This window comes from Pseudomonas sp. MPDS, from assembly GCF_013283895.1.
GTDB classification, from domain to species: Bacteria; Pseudomonadota; Gammaproteobacteria; order Pseudomonadales; family Pseudomonadaceae; genus Aquipseudomonas; species Aquipseudomonas rhizophila.
This window is the reverse complement of record NZ_CP054128.1, coordinates 1,819,069-1,838,131: the sequence shown is the minus strand read 5'-3', so window position 1 is coordinate 1,838,131 and position 19,063 is coordinate 1,819,069. Positions and strand designations below refer to the sequence as shown.

18 protein-coding genes are annotated in these 19,063 nt (G+C 60.4%); 7 read left to right on the top strand and 11 right to left on the bottom strand.

The window, feature by feature from the left end; genetic code table 11:
- Positions 1 to 129: 129 nt before the first annotated feature.
- The 3 genes from HQ912_RS07980 to HQ912_RS07970 form a co-directional block, all read right to left on the bottom strand.
- Entirely contained in the window at positions 130 to 1,476 is a 1,347-nt protein-coding gene (locus HQ912_RS07980) for an ATP-binding protein (RefSeq protein ID WP_047228748.1), read from the bottom strand.
- The gene (locus HQ912_RS07975) at positions 1,473 to 2,150 is read right to left on the bottom strand and encodes a response regulator (protein ID WP_047228749.1); all 678 of its coding nucleotides are present in this window, start codon (positions 2,148 to 2,150) and stop codon (positions 1,473 to 1,475) included. Before HQ912_RS07975 ends, HQ912_RS07980 begins: the two co-directional genes overlap by 4 nt.
- 107 nt (positions 2,151 to 2,257) lie before the next feature.
- Positions 2,258 to 2,857: a hypothetical protein gene (locus HQ912_RS07970; RefSeq protein ID WP_160893171.1), complete on the bottom strand. Its 600-nt coding sequence runs from the start codon at positions 2,855 to 2,857 to the stop codon at positions 2,258 to 2,260.
- Between the two features lie 152 nt (positions 2,858 to 3,009).
- Between HQ912_RS07970 and HQ912_RS07965 the strand changes: the two genes are divergently transcribed.
- Positions 3,010 to 3,801 (top strand): dienelactone hydrolase family protein, encoded by a 792-nt coding sequence (locus HQ912_RS07965; protein WP_047228751.1) that lies wholly within the window; start codon positions 3,010 to 3,012, stop codon positions 3,799 to 3,801.
- Positions 3,802 to 3,927: 126 nt separating this feature from the next.
- Positions 3,928 to 4,653: a 4'-phosphopantetheinyl transferase gene (locus tag HQ912_RS07960; protein ID WP_222129871.1), complete on the top strand. Its 726-nt coding sequence runs from the start codon at positions 3,928 to 3,930 to the stop codon at positions 4,651 to 4,653.
- A 113-nt stretch (positions 4,654 to 4,766) separates the two neighbouring features.
- On the opposite strand, the gene HQ912_RS07955 is transcribed toward HQ912_RS07960, so the two are convergent.
- Both HQ912_RS07955 and HQ912_RS07950 read right to left on the bottom strand, forming a co-directional pair.
- Complete coding sequence (locus tag HQ912_RS07955; protein WP_047228753.1) at positions 4,767 to 6,377, bottom strand: ATP-binding protein; 1,611 nt, start codon at positions 6,375 to 6,377, stop codon at positions 4,767 to 4,769.
- Positions 6,374 to 7,096 carry a response regulator gene (locus HQ912_RS07950; protein ID WP_173406651.1) on the bottom strand — a complete coding sequence of 241 codons (723 nt, stop codon included), beginning with the start codon at positions 7,094 to 7,096 and terminating at the stop codon, positions 6,374 to 6,376. The genes HQ912_RS07955 and HQ912_RS07950 overlap by 4 nt, the downstream gene beginning before the upstream one ends.
- A 903-nt stretch (positions 7,097 to 7,999) precedes the next feature.
- Between HQ912_RS07950 and HQ912_RS07945 the strand changes: the two genes are divergently transcribed.
- Positions 8,000 to 10,891, top strand: coding sequence for a ribonucleoside-diphosphate reductase subunit alpha (locus tag HQ912_RS07945; protein ID WP_047228755.1), 2,892 nt, complete (start codon positions 8,000 to 8,002; stop codon positions 10,889 to 10,891).
- 342 nt (positions 10,892 to 11,233) lie between these two features.
- Here the strand turns inward: HQ912_RS07945 and flgE are convergent, their stop codons facing one another.
- The 6 genes from flgE to HQ912_RS07915 form a co-directional block, all read right to left on the bottom strand.
- Entirely contained in the window at positions 11,234 to 12,535 is a 1,302-nt protein-coding gene (gene flgE, locus HQ912_RS07940) for a flagellar hook protein FlgE (RefSeq protein WP_047228756.1), read from the bottom strand.
- A 30-nt stretch (positions 12,536 to 12,565) separates the two neighbouring features.
- Positions 12,566 to 13,288, bottom strand: a complete 723-nt coding sequence (flgD, locus tag HQ912_RS07935) for a flagellar hook assembly protein FlgD (protein ID WP_047228757.1) — start codon at positions 13,286 to 13,288, stop codon at positions 12,566 to 12,568.
- A gap of 15 nt (positions 13,289 to 13,303) precedes the next feature.
- Positions 13,304 to 13,747 (bottom strand): flagellar basal body rod protein FlgC, encoded by a 444-nt coding sequence (gene flgC, locus HQ912_RS07930; protein WP_014339780.1) that lies wholly within the window; start codon positions 13,745 to 13,747, stop codon positions 13,304 to 13,306.
- Positions 13,748 to 13,750: 3 nt separating this feature from the next.
- The gene (gene flgB, locus HQ912_RS07925) at positions 13,751 to 14,158 is read right to left on the bottom strand and encodes a flagellar basal body rod protein FlgB (RefSeq protein WP_047228758.1); all 408 of its coding nucleotides are present in this window, start codon (positions 14,156 to 14,158) and stop codon (positions 13,751 to 13,753) included.
- Positions 14,159 to 14,513: 355 nt separating this feature from the next.
- Positions 14,514 to 15,341, bottom strand: coding sequence for a protein-glutamate O-methyltransferase CheR (gene cheR / locus HQ912_RS07920; protein ID WP_047228759.1), 828 nt, complete (start codon positions 15,339 to 15,341; stop codon positions 14,514 to 14,516).
- A gap of 53 nt (positions 15,342 to 15,394) precedes the next feature.
- Complete coding sequence (locus HQ912_RS07915; RefSeq protein ID WP_047228760.1) at positions 15,395 to 16,321, bottom strand: chemotaxis protein CheV; 927 nt, start codon at positions 16,319 to 16,321, stop codon at positions 15,395 to 15,397.
- A 78-nt stretch (positions 16,322 to 16,399) separates the two neighbouring features.
- Here HQ912_RS07915 and flgA point away from each other — a divergent pair, with 78 nt between their 5' ends.
- The 4 genes from flgA to HQ912_RS07895 all read left to right on the top strand — a co-directional run bounded on the left by flgA (position 16,400) and on the right by HQ912_RS07895 (position 19,004).
- Positions 16,400 to 17,164 carry a flagellar basal body P-ring formation chaperone FlgA gene (gene flgA / locus HQ912_RS07910; RefSeq protein ID WP_047228761.1) on the top strand — a complete coding sequence of 255 codons (765 nt, stop codon included), beginning with the start codon at positions 16,400 to 16,402 and terminating at the stop codon, positions 17,162 to 17,164.
- A gap of 173 nt (positions 17,165 to 17,337) precedes the next feature.
- The gene (gene flgM / locus HQ912_RS07905) at positions 17,338 to 17,652 is read left to right on the top strand and encodes a flagellar biosynthesis anti-sigma factor FlgM (RefSeq protein ID WP_076383745.1); all 315 of its coding nucleotides are present in this window, start codon (positions 17,338 to 17,340) and stop codon (positions 17,650 to 17,652) included.
- 48 nt (positions 17,653 to 17,700) lie between these two features.
- Positions 17,701 to 18,168 (top strand): flagella synthesis protein FlgN, encoded by a 468-nt coding sequence (locus HQ912_RS07900; protein ID WP_047228763.1) that lies wholly within the window; start codon positions 17,701 to 17,703, stop codon positions 18,166 to 18,168.
- Between the two features lie 89 nt (positions 18,169 to 18,257).
- On the top strand, positions 18,258 to 19,004 hold the full coding sequence (locus tag HQ912_RS07895) for a flagellar brake protein (RefSeq protein ID WP_047228764.1): 747 nt from the start codon (positions 18,258 to 18,260) through the stop codon (positions 19,002 to 19,004).
- The last annotated feature ends 59 nt before the right edge of the window (positions 19,005 to 19,063 follow it).

The window sequence follows — 19,063 nt, the reverse complement described above, 5'->3', positions numbered from 1 at the left end:
ACACACAACCCGCGCGCCCCTCAGATCAAAATGTGGGAGCTTGGCTTGCCCGCGATGGCGCCCTTGAGACCGCCATCGCGGGCAAGTCATGCTCCCACAGGTCTGATTCCAGCAGGTATCCGTTAGCAGTCAAAGCACCGGAAAATGAATCCGAAATGCCGCCCCGCCCAACTCTGAATCCCCCAGGGTCAACCGGGCGCCGTAGCTTTCGATGATGTCTTTGACCACCGCCAGCCCAATGCCCTGCCCCGGATGCTGGCGATCCAGCCGCTCACCACGCTGCAGAATCCGCGCGCGTTGATCCGGCGGCACACCTGGCCCGTCATCCTCGACACACAATTCAATACCGCCGAGGGTCTGATGCACGCTGATGCGCACCTCGCCCAGGCACAGCCGATAGGCGTTTTCCAACAGATTGCCGAGCATTTCCAGCAAGGCGCCCTGCTCGATCGGCACATGGCACTGCTCCGGCAGATCGAAGCTGACGTGGACGCGCTTGTCGCGATAGACCTTGTCCAGCGTATCGCACAGGCTTTGCAGCACCGGGCGCAAGCGCACCTGATGGCGCACCAGGCCACTTTTGCGCAGGCTCGCGCGCTGCAACTGATAGCCGATCTGCTGGCTCATGCGCTCGATCTGGCTTTGCAGCACCCAGGCCTGTCCACGATCTTCGGTGCGCCGGGCCATGTCTTCACTCACGCCTTGCAGCACCGCCAGCGGGGTTTTCAGGCTATGGGCCAGGTCATCGAGGGAGTCACGATAGCGGCTGCGCTGCTCCCGCTCGCCATGCAACAGGCGGTTGAGGGAACCGGTCAAGCGCAGCAGCTCCCGGGGGTGCTCGGTGCTGAGACTTTCCCGGCTGCCGCTTTCGATTTCGTCCAGTTCCTGGCTCAGGCGCCTCAACGCGCGAAGTCCCCAGCTCAGGCCAATCCACAACAGGGCCAACAACACTGCCAGCGCAGCACCGAAGCCCAAGTAGAGATTTTCCCGCAGGCCGTCGAGCGTCACTTCGTAATCGCGCACCGGTTGCAGGGTGACGAAACTGAACGCCGCGCTCTGGCCACCGAGCAGTTTGACTTCGACGTCGTAGACGAAAAACTCCTGGCCGTTGTCTTCGCGGATACGCGCGAACTGATTGCCCTGGCCGTCGTAGCGCGGCGTGTAATTGATGTTCTCCTCCCGAGTGGCCTTGGACCGCCACACCAGGCGCCCGTCGCGATCATAGATGTAGCCCAGCAGACGGGCGTCGGCGAGGTTAAAGCGCTCATCGGGCAATTGCGCCGGCATCTTCAAGCGGTTGTTTTCCACACGGGCAGCGGAAATGAGCGTGGTCACGTCCGACGCCAGGCGTTGTTCGATGGACTCCTGCAGGGCCAGGCTGAACGCGCCTTGCATGGCCGGCAGCAGTGCCAGCATGAACAACACCGCCAGGGTCATGGCGGCCAGCATCAACCGCAACCGTAGCGAACGAATCACTGGCAACGCTCGTTGAACAGGTAACCCAGGCCACGCACGGTTTCGATCGGTTTGAAGCCGGCCGGGGCTTCCAGTTTGCGCCGCAGACGCCCCACCAGCACTTCGATGACATTGGGGTCACGCTCGTCGTCATCCGGGTAAAGCTGCTCCATCAAGCGGTCCTTGGCGACCACCTGCTGATGATGGCGCATCAGGTATTCAAGGATGCGGTATTCATAGGCCGTCAGCGCCAACGCTTCCTCACCCAGGGACGCTTGCTTGCGATTGAGGTCCAACAGCAACGGACCGGCCACGATGGTCGACTGGGTGAAACCACTGGAACGGCGCAACAACGCGTTCAGGCGGGCCTCCAGCTCTTCGAACTGAAACGGCTTGACCACGTAGTCGTCGGCACCGGCGGCCAGACCTTCGACCTTGTCCTGCCAGTTGCCGCGGGCAGTAAGGATCAGGATCGGGAAGGTCTTGTCCTGGGAGCGCAACCGGCGGATCAGCTCCAGCCCGCTGATGCCCGGCAAGCCCAGGTCGATCACCGCCAGGTCGTGATTGAATTGCGCGACCTGATACAAGGCCTCCTCGGCATTGGCCACGGCCTGCACCACATGGCCGCTGTCGGTCAGACGGGTCTGCAGGTGATGGCGCAGCAAGGCTTCGTCTTCGACGACCAGTAATTTCATGGGGCTCTCCCAGGCAAATCGAACAGTCCAGTCATGCACATCGGTTTACGAGAAGCGGCGCCGGATCGTCTTGGGCCGATCCGGCTGACCACGCTCACCTTCCAGCCTTAGAACGTGTAGTTGGCCGAGAGATAAGTCTGGGCACTGCTGGTCAGGTCCAGCGATCCAACCTTGCCACCTGCGTGGGGGCTCATCTCGGTGCTGGCGTTGCTGCGCAGGTAACGGTAACCCAGTTCCAGCGAGGTGTTTTGTGAAACCTTCTGCAGGATGCCGGCCTGCAAGCCCACGGCGTAGCCGATATCGCTGTCACGGCTATAGCCGGGGGAGTCCTGGGTCAGTTTGGTCAGGCCCGCCGTACCGCCGCCGAACAGCTTGGTGGTGCCGGTGACCGGATAGAACATATCGTAACTGCCCAGCAGGTTTTCCTGGCGCAATTTAATGCCATTGTGAGTGCCCGAAACGTTGTCGTACGTGGCGTAGTAGCGACCCTGGTCGTTTTGCCGGCCCAGTCGGACGCCATAGGTGGTGTCCTTGCCGATGATACCGTCGGCGTTCGGGTGATTGAGGTTAGCGTTCAGCGCGTCGGACTTCTTGACCTTGTCGCTGGTCTGGCCGAGGGTCAGGCTGGCGAAGTTGTCATCGGCGTGGGCCATGGCGCTGGCGCCCAGCACCGTGAAAGCCAACAGCAGAGTTTTCATGTGAGTCATGTTCAAGCTCCTGTGCAACGTGGGTGGTTTGTGAAGTCACAGCCACGTTAACCAACCGTCCCTGAATGGCCCTTGAACGTTCTCTGAACCTGCGCTGAATGAATCGGTTAGAGTGTTCTGTCTCACCCCTGCATTTATCAAGGAGATCCGTCATGCACAGGTTGCTTGCTGTTGTACTTCTGGCCTTTAGCGCTGCGAGCCACGCCGCCATCCAGACCCAGGAGATCCCCTACACCAGTGCCGATGGCACCAAACTGATGGGTTACTACGCTTATGACGACGCGGTCAAAGGCCCGCGCCCGGGCGTGGTGGTGGTACATGAATGGTGGGGGCTGAACGATTATTCCAAGCGCCGCGCCCGTGACCTCGCGGGCCTGGGCTACAGCGCGCTGGCCATCGACATGTACGGCGACGGCAAGAACACCGAGCACCCCAAGGACGCCATGGCGTTCATGCAGGCGGCTCTCAAGGACGGCAAGGCGGCCAGTGCGCGGTTCCAGGCCGGGCTCGACCTGCTGAAGAAACAACCCCATACCGACCCGGACAAAATCGCCGCCATCGGTTACTGCTTCGGCGGCAAAGTGGTGCTGGATGCGGCGCGCCAGGGTGTTCCACTGGCCGGCGTGGTGAGTTTCCACGGCGCGCTGGTCACCAATACCCCGGCAACACCGGGCAGCGTCAAGGCCAAGGTCCTGGTCGAACATGGCGCGCTGGACAGTATGGTCACCCCGGACAACGTCACCGCGTTCAAGAGCGAAATGGACAAGGCCGGTGCCGACTACACCTTCGTCAACCTTGAAGGCGCCAAGCACGGCTTCAGCAACCCCGACGCCGACCGCCTGGGTCACGGCGAACATGGCGGGCCGGATATTGGCTACAACAAGCAAGCCGATGAAAAGTCCTGGGCGGACATGCAGAAGTTCTTCAAGAAGATTTTTGGCTGAACCCCATCCTTCAGCTGACCCCCCCCTGTGGCGAGGGAGCAAGCTCCCTCGCCACAAAAGCCTCACCCGCTCACAATCTTTATGCCCCACTACCCAGCCTCAAGCCAACCCGGCAAAATGCCGGGCATGAATGTTCTCCCCGCCCTGCCCGCCTGCTGCACGCCCCTGGACGATCAATGGCTGTTGCCTCAAGTCCTGCCCGATACCCTGCTGCTGAGCACCCGCTTCGATCCGTTGTTGCTAAGCGCTGATGATTTTCCGAACAGTGCCATCGAGCCGCCCGCGAGCATCCAGCGTTCGGTGGCCAAGCGTCAGGCGGAATTTCTTGCCGGGCGGATCTGCGCCCGAGCGGCCCTTCATCAGTTGGACGGCCTGACGTGCGTGCCGGCCATCGGTGACGACCGCGCCCCGGTATGGCCGGCCCATGTCAGTGGCTCGATCACCCACAGCACCGGCCGGGCCGCGGCCATCGTCGCCAGAAAACACCACTGGCAAGGGCTGGGCATGGACCTGGAAAACCTGCTCGATCCCGAGCGGGCCGAGCGCCTGGCCGGTGAAATCCTCACCCCGCCGGAACTGCTGCGCATGGCCGCGACCGCGCAAGATGACCGAGCCTTGCTGGTGACCCTGACCTTTTCCGTGAAGGAAAGCCTGTTCAAGGCGCTGTACCCGATCGTCAGGCAGCGCTTTTATTTCGAACATGCCCAAGTGCTGGAATGGACCCATAGCGGACAGGTTCGGCTGCAGTTGCTCACCGACCTGTCGGCCGAGTGGCGTCATGGCAGTGAACTGTCGGCGCAGTTTGGTGTGAAGGATGGGCAGTTGTTGAGTCTGGTGGGGATCAAGGCCTGAGATTTGTCGCGTTTTTCAGGCCCTTATCGCGAGCAGGCTCGCTCCCACAGGAGACTGCATTTCAATGTGGGAGCGAGCCTGCTCGCGATAAGGCCCGCACAGGCGCCACACCTTCAAGACCTGTCCTGATGCCGCGGCCAGCTCAAGCTGAAGCAGGCCCCACCCAGACTCTTGCTCTTGCCGATCAACGCCCGGCCATCGTGCCAGTGGATGATCCGCCGCACGATCGACAACCCCAACCCATGACCACCTGAAGCACGGGCACGGCTGTCGTCCAGGCGCAGGAAGGGCTTGAAGATCCGCTCCCACGCCGCCTCCGGCACGCCGGGCCCGTCGTCCTCGACGTCCACCCGACAACGCAACTGACCCACCTGGTAACTGACCGTCACCCGGGAGCTGGCGTGACGCATCGCATTGCTCACCAGGTTCTGCAGGGCCCGATGCAGGAAGCGCGGCTCGGCCTCGACCCAGGCGCCATCGCAATCAGCGGCAGACAGGCACAGGCCGCGCTCGACCGTAATCCCGGCCCGAAGCGGTCCCAACTCTTCAATGACCTGATTGACCAGCGCATCCAGATCCACGCGCTGGAAGTTCAGGGCCGGCGATCCCTGCTCCAGTCGCGCATAGGTCAGCATCTCGTCCACCAGCCGATCCAGGTCTTCGATGTCGTGATCCATGCCCGCCAGGTATTTGTCCCGGGCCTGGGGCGTGGTAGCGCTGCCGATCATCTCCAGGCCAAAACGCAGGCGCGCCACCGGGGTGCGCAACTCATGGGACACCGCACGCACCAGCTCCCGCTGAATCGCCAACAACTGCTGCAAGTGTTCGGCCATGCCGTTGAACGCGGCGGCCAATCGCCCTACCGAGTCAGCACCGCGAGCCGGCACCCGGGTTTCCAGGCTGCCCTGGGCGATCTGGGTGGCGGCCGATTCCAGACCACGCAGACGCCGCTCCAACTGGCGCACCAACAGGTAAACGATCAGCCCGATCAGGCTCAACCCCAGCGCCGCGATCAGCACCAGCCACTCAGGCGGATAAGGGTTCATCTGGTACAACGGGCCGATTTCCAGCACCCACGGCGTACCGACCATGCCGGCGAACACCCGGATCGAGTCACCGCCCTTGCCCAGCGCCATGACCGTGTCGCCCTCGGCCACGCGCCGACGCTGGTCTTCGTCCATGTCCGCCTGCGTAATGGGCATCAGCCGCAGGTCAAACCCGAAGCCTTTTTCCTGCTTGAGTTGCGCCAGGCGTTCAGGCTGCTCGGCCACCGGGTAACGCACCAACTCATCGGCCAGCAGGTAGATAGTTGCCCGGGCCAGTTGCTCGCTGATCTGACGGACCTCCCCGACCAGCATCAGTTTTTCAGCGTCGCTGACCAGCCGATAAACTTTCGCCGCATGGGGCCCGGTCTGCTCCACCAGGGCCTGGCCGCGCATGACACGGGTGCGCTGGCCGAGATCCAGATCGGTCTGGGCGTAAGTCTGCAACGCCAGGGGAATGCCCAGCAGGCGTTCCCACACCGCCAGGGCCCGGCGTCGCTCGGTGTCGTTCATGGGCCGCAGATTATCGGCCATCAAGGAAAACGTGCCGTGGGCCAGACGCTCGCGGTACTGCTCACTGCGAGTCTGGTTGAGCAAATGCAGGGCCAGCACGCCGAGTACCGCCACCAGCACCAGGGCCGCGCACATGCCGCCGTAAATGCGCAGGAAGATCGAGTTCACGGCGTCGGGTCTACGCAAGCTTCAGGAACGAACAGATAACCCTTGCTGCGGATGGTCTTGATCAGCCGTGGATGGTCCGGGTCGTCGCCGATCTTGGGACGGATGCGCGAGATGCGCACGTCGATGGAGCGGTCCTGGCCGTCATAACCGATGCCGCGCAGGGCAGTGAAGATTTCTTCCCGGGACAGGATGCGCCCGGCATTGGATACCAGCAGCCACAACAGATCGAACTCGGCACTGGTCAGCTCGATGCCGTTGTCTTGCAGCCAGGCTTCGCGCAAGGCGTTATCCACCACCAGCGGGCCGAATTGCAGACGCCGTGGTTTTTGCGGCGTGGCCGGTTCCGGTTCGCTGCGTCGCAACAGGGCCTGGACGCGGGCCAAGAGCAGGCGTGGCCGCACCGGTTTGCAGACGTAATCGTCGGCGCCCAGGTCCAGGCCCTGGATCTGATCGGTGTCGTCGGTGCGGGCGGTGAGCATCAGGATCGGCCCGTCGTAATGCTCGCGTACCTTGCGGCAGATGCTCAGGCCGTCCTCGCCGGGCAGCATCAGGTCGAGGATCACCAGGTCCGGTTGCTCGGCAATGATCCGCGCCGCCGCCACCGCACCGTTGCCTTCAATGGCCACGCGCAGGCCGTTGCTTTCCAGGTACTCGCGAGTCAGCTCGGCCAGCCGCTGGTCATCCTCGACGATCAATACCTGCCAGGCTTCTTGTTCCACGGGGGGCCTCGTCTTGTTGTGAGAATAAGGAGGGATCGGCATCTAGATGGGCACTATCAGATGAGCACTTACCTGTGGCGAGGGGATTTATCCCCGCTGGGTCGCGAAGCGGCCCCTGCATTCCGTCTGACACACCATAGCCGCCCGTTTCAGGGCTACTCCGCAGCCCAGCGGGGATAAATCCCCTCGCCACAGGGTGGTACCCACTTCGAATGCACCTCCCCCATCTTTTTGTCATGTTAAAGGAGGATAAGCATGCCCATGCACGGGCCGATTGTATAAACGCCGGCCCTGCATAAAACAAGCGGACAAATGCGTTCGGTCGCGCGGGACTTGTGTGGTAACGTCCGCGCCCGCAAAAACCATCGGGCTGTTTTCGGATCGTTAAAACGATGAAAAAAGGTCCACTCCAGCAAGGTCGCGGCCTACAGAGCTGTTCCACGTTTCGCACACAAATTACGCACAGGCTTATCCACAGGTAGCACGTTGCATTCATCCCCCAAAACGCATTATCTTGTAGCCCGTCGCGTAAAAAACCCTACATGTAGGGTTTTCGACCAAAAACCAAACACAAGTCGGACAGATAATTCAAGCGCTTTTCTTGCCTTTGTCCGACTGAAACACCGCATTTCCCCAAGACCAGACCGCCCCTCGCGGATGGCCATCGTTTCAAGGTCAAAACGACCAGAACGGTACGGGTGTTGCAGTCCATTGCAGGCACCTCTGCAATCCGGTTTCGAGCCCAGGCTCGAAGCCCAGAACTTCGGAAGGAAGCGGTATTCAGGCCTGCTTCCTACTGTCCCGAAGTTGTTATACCCGGCGCCAGTCGGTTGTAGTGCTTCAGGACGGAACGGTGGGCACCGTGATGGTGCCCAAACAAACATAGAGAATGTGGAGACACCCATGCACACCGACACAACTCGCGAGAACCCGCAGGGCACCGCGCCGCTGGCCGCTGATTCGAACTCGGATCTGGCCGCTACCGCGCCTGGCCAGCTGCGTGTGATCAAGCGTAACGGCACTGTCGTTCCTTACACCGATGACAAGATCACCGTCGCCATCACCAAAGCGTTTCTCGCAGTTGAGGGCGGCACCGCCGCCGCTTCGTCGCGCATCCACGACACCGTGGCCCGCCTGACCGAGCAAGTCACCGCAACCTTCAAGCGTCGCATGCCGTCGGGTGGCACCATCCACATCGAAGAAATCCAGGACCAGGTCGAACTGGCCCTGATGCGTGCCGGCGAGCAGAAAGTGGCCCGCGACTATGTGATCTACCGTGATTCGCGCGCCAAGGAACGTGCCACCCGCTCCCCGGCCGACGCACCGGTCCAGGCCCACCCTTCGATCCGCATCGCACGCGCCGACGGCAGCCTCGCGCCGCTGGACATGGGTCGCCTGAACACCATCGTCACCGAAGCCTGCGAAGGCCTGGAAGAAGTCGACGGCGACCTGATCCAGCGCGAAACCCTGAAAAACCTCTATGACGGCGTCGCACTCAAGGACGTCAACACCGCGCTGGTGATGACCGCGCGGACCCTGGTGGAACGCGAGCCGAACTACTCCTTCGTGACCGCCCGCCTGCTGATGGACACCCTGCGTGCCGAAGGCCTGAGCTTTCTGGAAGTCGCCGAGAGCGCGACCCACCACGAGATGGTCGACCTGTACGCCAAGGCCTTGCCGGCCTACGTCGCCAAGGGTATCGAATTCGAATTGCTGAACCCGGTACTGGCCGAGTTCGACCTGGAAAAGCTCGGCAAGGCGATCAACCACGAGCGCGACCAGCAGTTCACTTACCTGGGTCTGCAAACCCTGTACGACCGTTACTTCATCCACAAGGACGGTATCCGTTTCGAACTGCCGCAGATTTTCTTCATGCGCGTGGCCATGGGCCTGGCGATCGAAGAGAAGCAGCGTGAAGACCGTGCCATCGAGTTCTACAACCTGTTGTCGTCCTTCGACTACATGGCCTCGACCCCGACGCTGTTCAACGCCGGCACCCTGCGTCCACAACTGTCGAGCTGCTACCTGACCACCGTACCGGACGACCTGTCGGGCATCTACGGCGCCATCCACGACAACGCCATGCTGTCCAAATTTGCCGGCGGCCTGGGCAACGACTGGACCCCGGTTCGCGCATTGGGCTCGTACATCAAGGGCACCAACGGCAAATCCCAGGGCGTCGTGCCGTTCCTCAAAGTGGTCAACGACACCGCGGTCGCGGTCAACCAGGGCGGCAAGCGCAAGGGCGCGGTGTGTGCCTACCTGGAAACCTGGCACATGGACATCGAAGAGTTCATCGAGCTGCGCAAGAACACCGGTGATGACCGTCGTCGTACCCACGACATGAACACCGCCAACTGGATCCCTGACCTGTTCATGAAGCGCGTCTTCGACGACGGCAAGTGGACCCTGTTCTCGCCATCCGAAGTTCCAGACCTGCATGACCTGACCGGCAAGGCTTTCGAAGAGCGCTACGAGTACTACGAAGCCCTGACCGAGTACAACAAGATCAAGCTGTTCAAAGTCGTCCAGGCCAAAGACCTGTGGCGCAAGATGCTGTCGATGCTGTTCGAAACCGGCCACCCATGGCTGACCTTCAAGGACCCGTGCAACCTGCGCAGCCCGCAGCAGCACGTGGGCGTGGTCCACAGCTCGAACCTGTGCACCGAGATCACCTTGAACACCAACAAGGACGAGATCGCCGTCTGCAACCTGGGCTCGATCAACCTGCCGAACCACATCGTCGATGGCAAGCTGGACACCGCCAAGCTGCAACGCACCGTGAACACCGCCGTGCGCATGCTCGACAACGTGATCGACATCAACTACTACTCGGTGCCGCAGGCGAAGAACTCCAACTTCAAGCACCGTCCGGTCGGCCTGGGCATCATGGGCTTCCAGGACGCCTTGTACCTGCAGCACATCCCGTACGGTTCGGACGCTGCGGTCGAGTTCGCCGACAAGTCCATGGAAGCGGTCAGCTACTACGCGATCCAGGCTTCCTGCGACCTGGCCGACGAGCGCGGCTCGTACGAGACGTTCCAGGGTTCGCTGTGGTCCAAGGGCGTGCTGCCACTGGACTCGCAACAGATCCTGATCGAGCAGCGTGGCCAGAAATACATCGACGTTGACCTGAACGAATCCCTGGACTGGGCACCGGTTCGCGCCCGTGTACAGAAAGGCATCCGTAACTCCAACATCATGGCCATCGCTCCGACCGCCACCATCGCCAACATCACTGGCGTGTCGCAGTCGATCGAACCGACCTACCAGAACCTGTATGTGAAATCGAACCTGTCGGGCGAGTTCACCGTGATCAACCCGTACCTGGTTCGCGACCTCAAGGCCCGCGGCCTGTGGGACTCGGTCATGATCAACGACCTGAAGTACTACGATGGTTCGGTGCAGCAGATTGAGCGCATCCCGCAGGAGCTCAAGGAGCTCTACGCCACCGCGTTCGAAGTGGACACCAAGTGGATCGTCGACGCGGCCAGCCGTCGCCAGAAGTGGATCGACCAGGCTCAGTCGCTGAACCTGTACATCGCCGGTGCCTCGGGCAAGAAGCTGGACGTGACCTACCGCATGGCCTGGTACCGTGGTCTGAAAACCACCTACTACCTCCGTGCCCTGGCCGCCACCAGCACCGAGAAGTCGACCATCAACACCGGCAAGCTGAACGCTGTTTCCAGCGGCGGCAACCACGGTGACGATTCGGTCCTGGCGGCTCCAGCCGGCCCGGCACCCGTGCCAAAGGCCTGCGCGATCGATGAGCCGGATTGCGAAGCTTGCCAATAAGCTGAGTGGGTGGGCGCTGCAAGGCGCTTGCTAAAGAAGCCCCCGATAGACCGCTGGTTTATCGGGGGTTTTCTTTTGCCTTGAGAAAAGTAGCGACTGGGCTGACCCCATCGCGAGCAGGCTCGCTCCCACATATGTTCCGGTTCGTTCGCAAGATTTGCGCTCACTGAAAATCCCTGTGGGAGCGGCTTTGGTTCAGCCAGTGACCACATTGGAATGCGTCCACCTGTGGGAGCGAGCCTGCTCGCGATGAGGCCGGGACAGCCACCCCGAAAACACCCACCCACAAAAAAGCCCCTCTTGCGAGGGGCTTCTTGTGCAGCGTTCAGGCAACCATCGATATCAGGCCATCTGAATGATGGTCTGCATGATGGTGCTCTGGGTGGAGATGGTCTTGGCGTTCGCCTGGTAGTTGCTCTGGGCCTTGATCAGCTCGACCAGTTCATTGGTCAGGTTGACGTTGGACTCTTCCAGGGAGTTGGAGACGATCGAACCCAGGGTGCCGGTTTCCGGAGCATCGTAGCCCGGGATACCCGAGGCGAAGGTTTCTTTCCAGCCGCTGCCGCCTACCGGTTGCAGGCCTTGCTCGTTGGTGAAGCTGGCAAGGGCGAGCTGACCGATCGGCTTGGTCTGGTTGTTGCTGAAGTTGGCCAGCAGTACACCGCTACCGTCGATGGTCAGGTTGGTGATCTGGCCAGTGGCGTAGCCGTTCTGGGCAGGAATCGAACGCGCGGTGTCGGCGTTGAACTGGGTGGTGTTGGCCATGGAGACGGTGATAGTCGACGAACCGGCGCCGTTGGCGGTCCACACACCGTTGGTCACGGTGCCAGGCACCCAGCCAGTGAGTACCAGATCGTTGTTGATGGTCGCAGGCGGGGTGCTGACCTGGACCAACTTGCCATTCGAGTCAAAGGTCATCGTCGAAGGAACGGGGGCGTTCGGCGCAACCGGCGCACTGCCATTGAGGTTACGGCCATCGATCAGGGTGTAGACATCCCACGTGTTGGCGCCAGTCTTGACCATGTACTGGTCCATCGAGTGCTGGTTGCCCTGGGTATCGTAGACAGGTGTGGTGAATTGCTTGGTGAACGTGGCGGTATCGGTTGGATCGAATACGTAGGGAGCCGCCTGGGAAATCGGCGTTGCCGTCGAATTCAGGTTAATCGTCGACGAAACCAGGCTGGTCGCTTGCGGCGGCAGGTTGGAAGTGTCGATACGCAGGTCGGTCAGAATACCGTTGAGGATGTTGCCATTGGCATCCACGCCATAGCCCTGCAAACGCGCAGTGCCATCGCTGTTGGTGATGAAACCTTCTTTGTCGGTCTTGAACGTACCGGCACGGGTGTAGCTCAGGGAACCGTCGTTGCTCAGGACAAAGAAGCCCGAACCCTGGATGCCCATGTCCAGCACGTTGCCGGTGTTGTTGACGTCACCCTGGCTGAACTGCTGGGAGACGTTGGCCAGGCGCACGCCGTTACCGACGGTCTTGGTGCCGCTGCCCAGCCTGGTGGCCGAGTAGACGTCTTCGAATTCCGCACGGGACGATTTGAAACCGGTGGTCGCCACGTTGGCGATGTTGTTGCCGGTCACGTCCAGGTGCTTGTTGGCTGCATAGAGACCGCTAAGGCCGATGTTGAAAGACATGTTGCACTCCTTTTGCCGGTTTAGTCGGCTCTACATACCAATAGTTTGTACTTTGGACAGGGCGATGCTGCCCAGCCCGGCCAGGTTGAGCATCAGCTCACCGCCCGTCTGGCTGATCGTCACGCTGCTGACGGTCGCCGGCAGGTTGGTGATCAGCGACACGGGCTTATCGTCGATAGTGGTCGAAGCGGTGAAGGTGTAAGTACCCGACTCAAGGGTGGTGCCCGCATCGTTCTTGCCATCCCAGATGAAGGCCGAATTACCGGCATTCTGGCTGCCCAGCTCGATCGTACGAACGGTCTTGCCGTCCTTGTCCGCGATCTTGATCGCGAGCGAGGACACCGAGGCTGGTACCACCACCGTGCCGTTGAGGCTCTTGGAGGTATCGACCACAGCCTTGTTACCCGGGGCTATGACCGAACGGCCCACCAGTGACGAGGCTTGCAGGGCCTGGGACGAGTTGTAGTTGCCGGCAATACCGCTCACGGTTTCGTTGAGTGTGGTGATGCCTTCCAGGCTGCTGAATTGCGCCAACTGGGCAACGAACTCGCCGTTATCCTGCGGCTCCAGCGGGTTCTGGTTTTTCAGCTGGGTGACCAGCAATTGCAGGAACGCATCCTTGCCCAGTTCCTTGGAACCGGTAGCCGCATTCGTCGCCGAGGCCAGGCCATCGGTGGTGGTGTTGGTCTTGACCGAGGAGTTGGCCAGAATCTCGTTGAGGCTCAAACCACTGGTGGTGTTGGTGACGCTCATGTGACTCGCCCCTTATCACTGACCGAGGGTCAGGACCTTCTGCATCATGGTTTTGGCGGTGTTCATCATTTCGACGTTGGTCTGGAACGAACGACTGGCGGAAATCATGTCGGCCATTTCTTCAACGACGTTCACGTTCGGGTAATAGACGTAGCCCTTGGCGTCGGCGGCCGGGTGGTTCGGCTCGTAGCGTGCGTCGAGGTTGCTCTGGTCTTCGACCACGCCGAGCACCTGCACACCCTGCCCTGCGGCGTCCTGCTCCTGGAACAGCGAGTCGCTGCCGCCGGATTGGCCGCCCTGGAACATGGTGGCGAACACCGGGTGACGGGCACGGTAGGTCTGGTCGATGCTCGACGACACGGTCTCGGCGTTGGCGATGTTACTGGCAACGGTGTTCAGACGCGTGGTCTGGGCACTCATGGCGCTGCCGGCAATGTTGAATACGCTCGCAATCGACATGACTTACTCTCCGCGCAGGGCCGATACCAGCCCTTTGAATTTGCTATTGAGCAGGGTGAAGCTGGCCTGGAAGTTCACGGAGTTTTCCGTGTAGTTGGACTGTTCCAGTTGAGCGTCCACGGTGTTCTGGTCGATCGAAGGCTGCATCGGCGTGCGGTACATCAGCGACTCATCGGCATTGCCCAGGCCTTCGGCTTCGATGTGACGGCTGTTGGTCATGTTCAGGGCGAAGTGGCCGTTCTTGGCTTTCTCGTTCTGCTCGGCGAGCACTTTGGAGAAGTCCAGGTCCCGAGCCTTGAAGTTCGGGGTGTCGGCGTTGGCGATGTTGTTGGCCAGGACTTCGGCACGCTGGGCGCGGAAGCTCAGGGCCTTTTCGTGGATGCCGAGCGCTTTATCGAAACTGATGCTCATGTTGGAAACCTTCGGGTGACCAGAATTTACGTACGATGGACATAGCAAGCGTCGTGCCACTTTCAAAAAGCCCATAAACCGGGGCTTTGCGGGCATCGGCAAAGCGGCAATGCCAGAAAAGCGGCAATCGGTTTCCGCTGGCTGCCGCTTTTCTGCCGCTTCTGCGACACCGACGACCTTGTGGGAGCGAGCCTGCTCGCGATAACGGTGGGTCAGTCACCATGGATATCGCCTGTGATACCGCTATCGCGAGCAGGCTCGCTCCCACAAGGGGATAGGGGTGACAGGGAAAAATCAGCAGGCAAAAAAAACGGGAGCCTTTGCGGACTCCCGTTTTTTTGCCAACCCAAGCAAATCACTTCGCCTGATAGATGATCCCTGGACTGCACTGCACCATTTGGTAGTGGTCCGGCAAACCGTTCAATGCCTCGGAGGCGCCGAGGAACAGGTAGCCGCCCGGTTTGAGCGTGCTATGGATGCGCAGCAGGATGTCTTTTTTCACTTCGGCAGAGAAGTAGATCAGCACGTTGCGGCAGAACACGATGTCGAACTTGCCCAGGCTGGCGTAGCTGTCCAGCAGGTTGAACGAACGGAACTCCACGCGGCTCTTGATCGGCGCCTTGACCACCCATTTACCCGGCCCTTTGGGGTCGAAGTAGCGTTGCAGGCGATCAGGCGACAGGCCGCGGCCGATGGCCAGGCTGTCGTATTCGCCGGTCTTGCAGTTATTGAGCATCGTCCCGGACAAATCGGTGGCGACGATTTGCACGCCCATTTTCAGCTGGCCGATATTGGTCCGCTCGAACTCATCGATGGACATCGACAGCGAATAGGGTTCCTGTCCCGACGAACAGGCCGCCGACCAGATCCGCAAGCGTTGCCCCGGACTGGCCTTGATGGCCGCCGGCAGCACCCTGTTCTTCAACACCTCGAACGGATAGGTGTCGCGAAACCACAGGGTTTCGTTGGTGGTCATGGCATCCACCACCATCTCGCGCAACCCACTGCGCGGCTGGGTCTGGATGCGCTGGACCAGTTCGCCCAACGATTTCAGGCCCTGTTGCTCCATCAACTTATTGAGACGGCTCGACACCAGGTATTGCTTGTTTTCACCAAGCAAAATGCCACAGGCTTTTTCCAGGAAGACCCGGAACTGTTCGAAATCCAAATTACCCGTAGACAAAATACCGCCTCTTTCATCGTATTGACTTGCCGGGCGCACAACGCGCCCGACCTTTATTCTGCAGCCTTGATGCGCTCGACTACCCGGGAAGCCAGGTCATCGGGCCGGAACTTGGCCAGGAAATCATCGGCCCCCACCTTCTTGACCATCGCCTGGTTGAAAACACCGGACAACGAGGTGTGCAAGACAATATGCAGCTTTTGCATGCGCGGGTCGTTGCGGATTTCCGACGTCAGGGTGTACCCGTCCATCTCCGGCATTTCAATGTCGGAGATCATCATCAGAAACTCCTCTTCCGGCTTCTTGCCCTCTTCCACCAGCTTGCGCAGGTAATCCAGGGCCTGGCGTCCGTCGTTCAACGCTACCACTTCGACACCGACCGTTTGTAGACAACGGGTCACCTGCTTACGTGCCACCGAAGAATCATCAACCGTCAGGACCCGCAGCGAAATCGCCTTGTGCTGGGTTTCGGCGTCGACCACCCCCACGGAAATCGTTTCCGGGGTCGGTGCCACTTCGGCGAGGATTTTCTCCACGTCGATGATTTCCACCAACTGGTTATCGACCCGGGTCACCGCCGTGAGGTAGTGATCGCGACCGGTGCCCTTGGGCGGCGGATGGATCTCTTCCCAGTTCATGTTGACGATGCGCTCCACCGAGCGCACCAGGAAGCCCTGGGTCTTGGTGTTGTACTCGGTGATGATCACGAACGGATTGCTCTGATCCAGAAGCCGCCCCGAACCGGTCGCCATCGCCAGATCGAGAATCGGGATGGTCGCTCCGCGGATATTGGCCACACCGCACACGACGGGGCTGGACTTGGGCATCAGGGTCAGCTTCGGGCACTGGAGCACCTCGCGGACCTTGAATACGTTGATCCCGTACATCTGTTGGCCGTCGAGACGGAACAACAACAGCTCCAGGCGATTCTGACCGACCAGCTGAGTGCGCTGGTTTACCGAATCCATTACTCCCGCCATGCCCTGACTCCTACCTAACGCTAATGTGTCCGACGCGCATTCATCACTAAACGGCACGGGGCTTGCTATTGAACCGGCATGAACGCACAAACGACATTTTTTCGACGCCTGACCACTCACTGCCGCCACTGGCTCGGTGCACTGTTGGCTGCCTGCCTGCTCGCTTTGGGCGGCCCTGCCTTTGGTGCTGTTCCGGTTACCTTGCCTGATCTCCTTATCGGCGTCACTCAGGGCTTTCTTGAATTCACCGTAGAAGACTACCTGGCAACCAGTCAAACCGAAGGTCGCTACGAAATCGAAGTCAACCAGCTCGACCCGCGCCTGCGCATGCCCATGTGTGACAAGGAATTGACTGCGTCTCTGGAGAGCCCGGCCAGACCACTGGGCCGGGTCACGGTAAAGCTGCGGTGCGACAGCGCCGCGCCCTGGACGGTGTTCGTGCCCGCTCAAGTGCGCCTGTTTCGCGAAATCGTCACCACCACCCGTCCGCTCAAGCGGGCCGGGATCGTCGAGCCTCAGGACGTGACACTGCGTGAACGGGATGTCAGCCAGATCAACCAGGGTTTCCTCACCTCCGTCGATCAGGCCATCGGTCAGAAACTTGTCCGACCAATGGTCGCCGACCAGGTCATTACCCTGGTCCACCTGGAACAAGCCGAAGTGGTGCGCAAGGGCGATCAGGTGGTCATCACCGCCCGCAGCGGGACCCTGGCCGTGCGGATGCCGGGCGAGGCTTTGTCCAACGGCGGCATGCGAGAACAGATTCGGGTGAAAAACCTTAATTCCCAACGCGTTATCAAGGCGCAGGTAATGGCCCCAGGCCATGTGGAAGTGGCTATGTAGAGATCGGGTGGAAATGGGTAGAGAGCTGGCGCTTGCCCACGGTGTTCCCTAGACTGTGCCTTACGCAAAGGCAAGCGCAGACGTGCGCACGTTCATTGAATAAATGAGCCTAAAGTTTTTTTGGGGATGGCCGAAAACATGGCAAGCGTCCAAATACCCAGAGGTTTTTTACCATGGTCATCGATTTCAATCGTTTAAACAGCTCTTCACCGCTAACAGGCACTACGCGCCCTAACGCCAGCAAGGAAACCGTCGAAACCGACAAATCCGTGCCGGCCGAACAAGCCGCCACTGTCAGCAACGGGGAGTCGGTACACCTCAGCAATGAGGCTCAGCAGTTGCAGAAGGTCACTGACAAGCTGCGCGATCAACCTGTCGTCGACAACGCCCGTGTGGCCGAGTTGAAAGCAGCAATCGCCGATGGCAGCTATAAAGTCGACAGCAACCGTGTAGCCAGCAAACTGCTCAACTTCGAAGCCCAGCGCTAGGCCAACGCCTGCGCCAGGCTTTTGGACGCTTAAGACCTAAGGCCAGCCATGCACGACACTAATTTGTTGCAACTGATCACCGACGACTTTGCCCCGGCGCAACAATTGCTGGAGCTATTGCAGGCCGAGTCCCTGGCATTGCACGGTCGCGACATGCCGTCGCTGGAGAATATCCTGGCGCAGAAACAGGCATTGATCATTCTGCTCGATCAGCATGGCCGCAAGCGCAGCGAGATCCTCGCCAGCCTCAACCTGCCCGCCAATCGCGATGGCCTTGAGCAGCTGGCCAGCCAGTCGTCGGTGGGCGATCAACTGTTGTCCCAAAGTGAAGTGCTCAACGACCTGCTCGCTCAATGCCAGGCCGCCAACATTCGCAACGGACAGTCGATCCAGGTTCAGCAAGCCGCCACCGCCAACCAGTTGCGCATTCTCAACGGCGGTGAAATCCCGACGCTCTATGACGCTCGCGGTTCGACCGCCAAGATGGTCAAGCACCGCCCGCTCAGCCAGGCATGAAACGAACAGTGCCGGCGCTCTATCAACGCGCGACACATGCTGGCAAAATGCTGGCTACTCGTCGTATTTTGCCTGGAGATTGACCCACCGTGTTCAATGCCTCAAACGCGGATGATGCTCCGCAGCCGCCCAAGGTCCTCGCCACGCCCCTGGAAATTTCCGGCAACCTGCGGATGCTGCAAGATAGCCATGACCCGCTGATCATCACCTTCCACGAACGCAGCCAGCGCTTCCAGAGCTATCTGGTCGATGTCGACCGGGAGCGTAACGCCCTAGCCCTGGATGAAATGATCCCCCGGGACGGCGAACGCTTCCTGTTGGCGGGCGAGCCGTTTCGTGTCGAGGGTTTCCATGATGGCGTGCGCATCGCGTGGGAAAGCAACGGCCCTTTGACCATCGATGAGTCCAGCGACGGCCGCTGCTATCGCGGCGCCTTGCCTGACGAAGTGGTTTACCACCAACGCCGCAACGCCTTCCGCGCCGCCCTCAAGCTGGCGCAACTGGTAAGCGTCGAGCTGGGCGGTGACAAACTCAAGTCACCGGTTGACGGCAAGCTGCTGGATATTTCCGCCACAGGCTGCAAGTTGCGCTTCGAAGGTGACATTACCGCACGCCTGCAATTGGGCCAGGTCTACGAGCGCTTTATCGCGGCATTGCCCTTCGGCAACATGACCGCACCGGTCGAACTGCGCTATCTGCATTTCGAAGAAAGGATCAACACCACCTTCGCCGGCGTACGTTTCCACAACATCAGCGGCCTGGTGCAACGGCAGGTTGAGCGTTTCGTGTATCAGCTACAGCGCGAAGCCCGTCGTTTCGACAAAGACGACCTCTGATTTTCGACACGTAAAAAAACGGGCAGTCCCTTGCGGTGACTGCCCGTTTTTTTTATGAC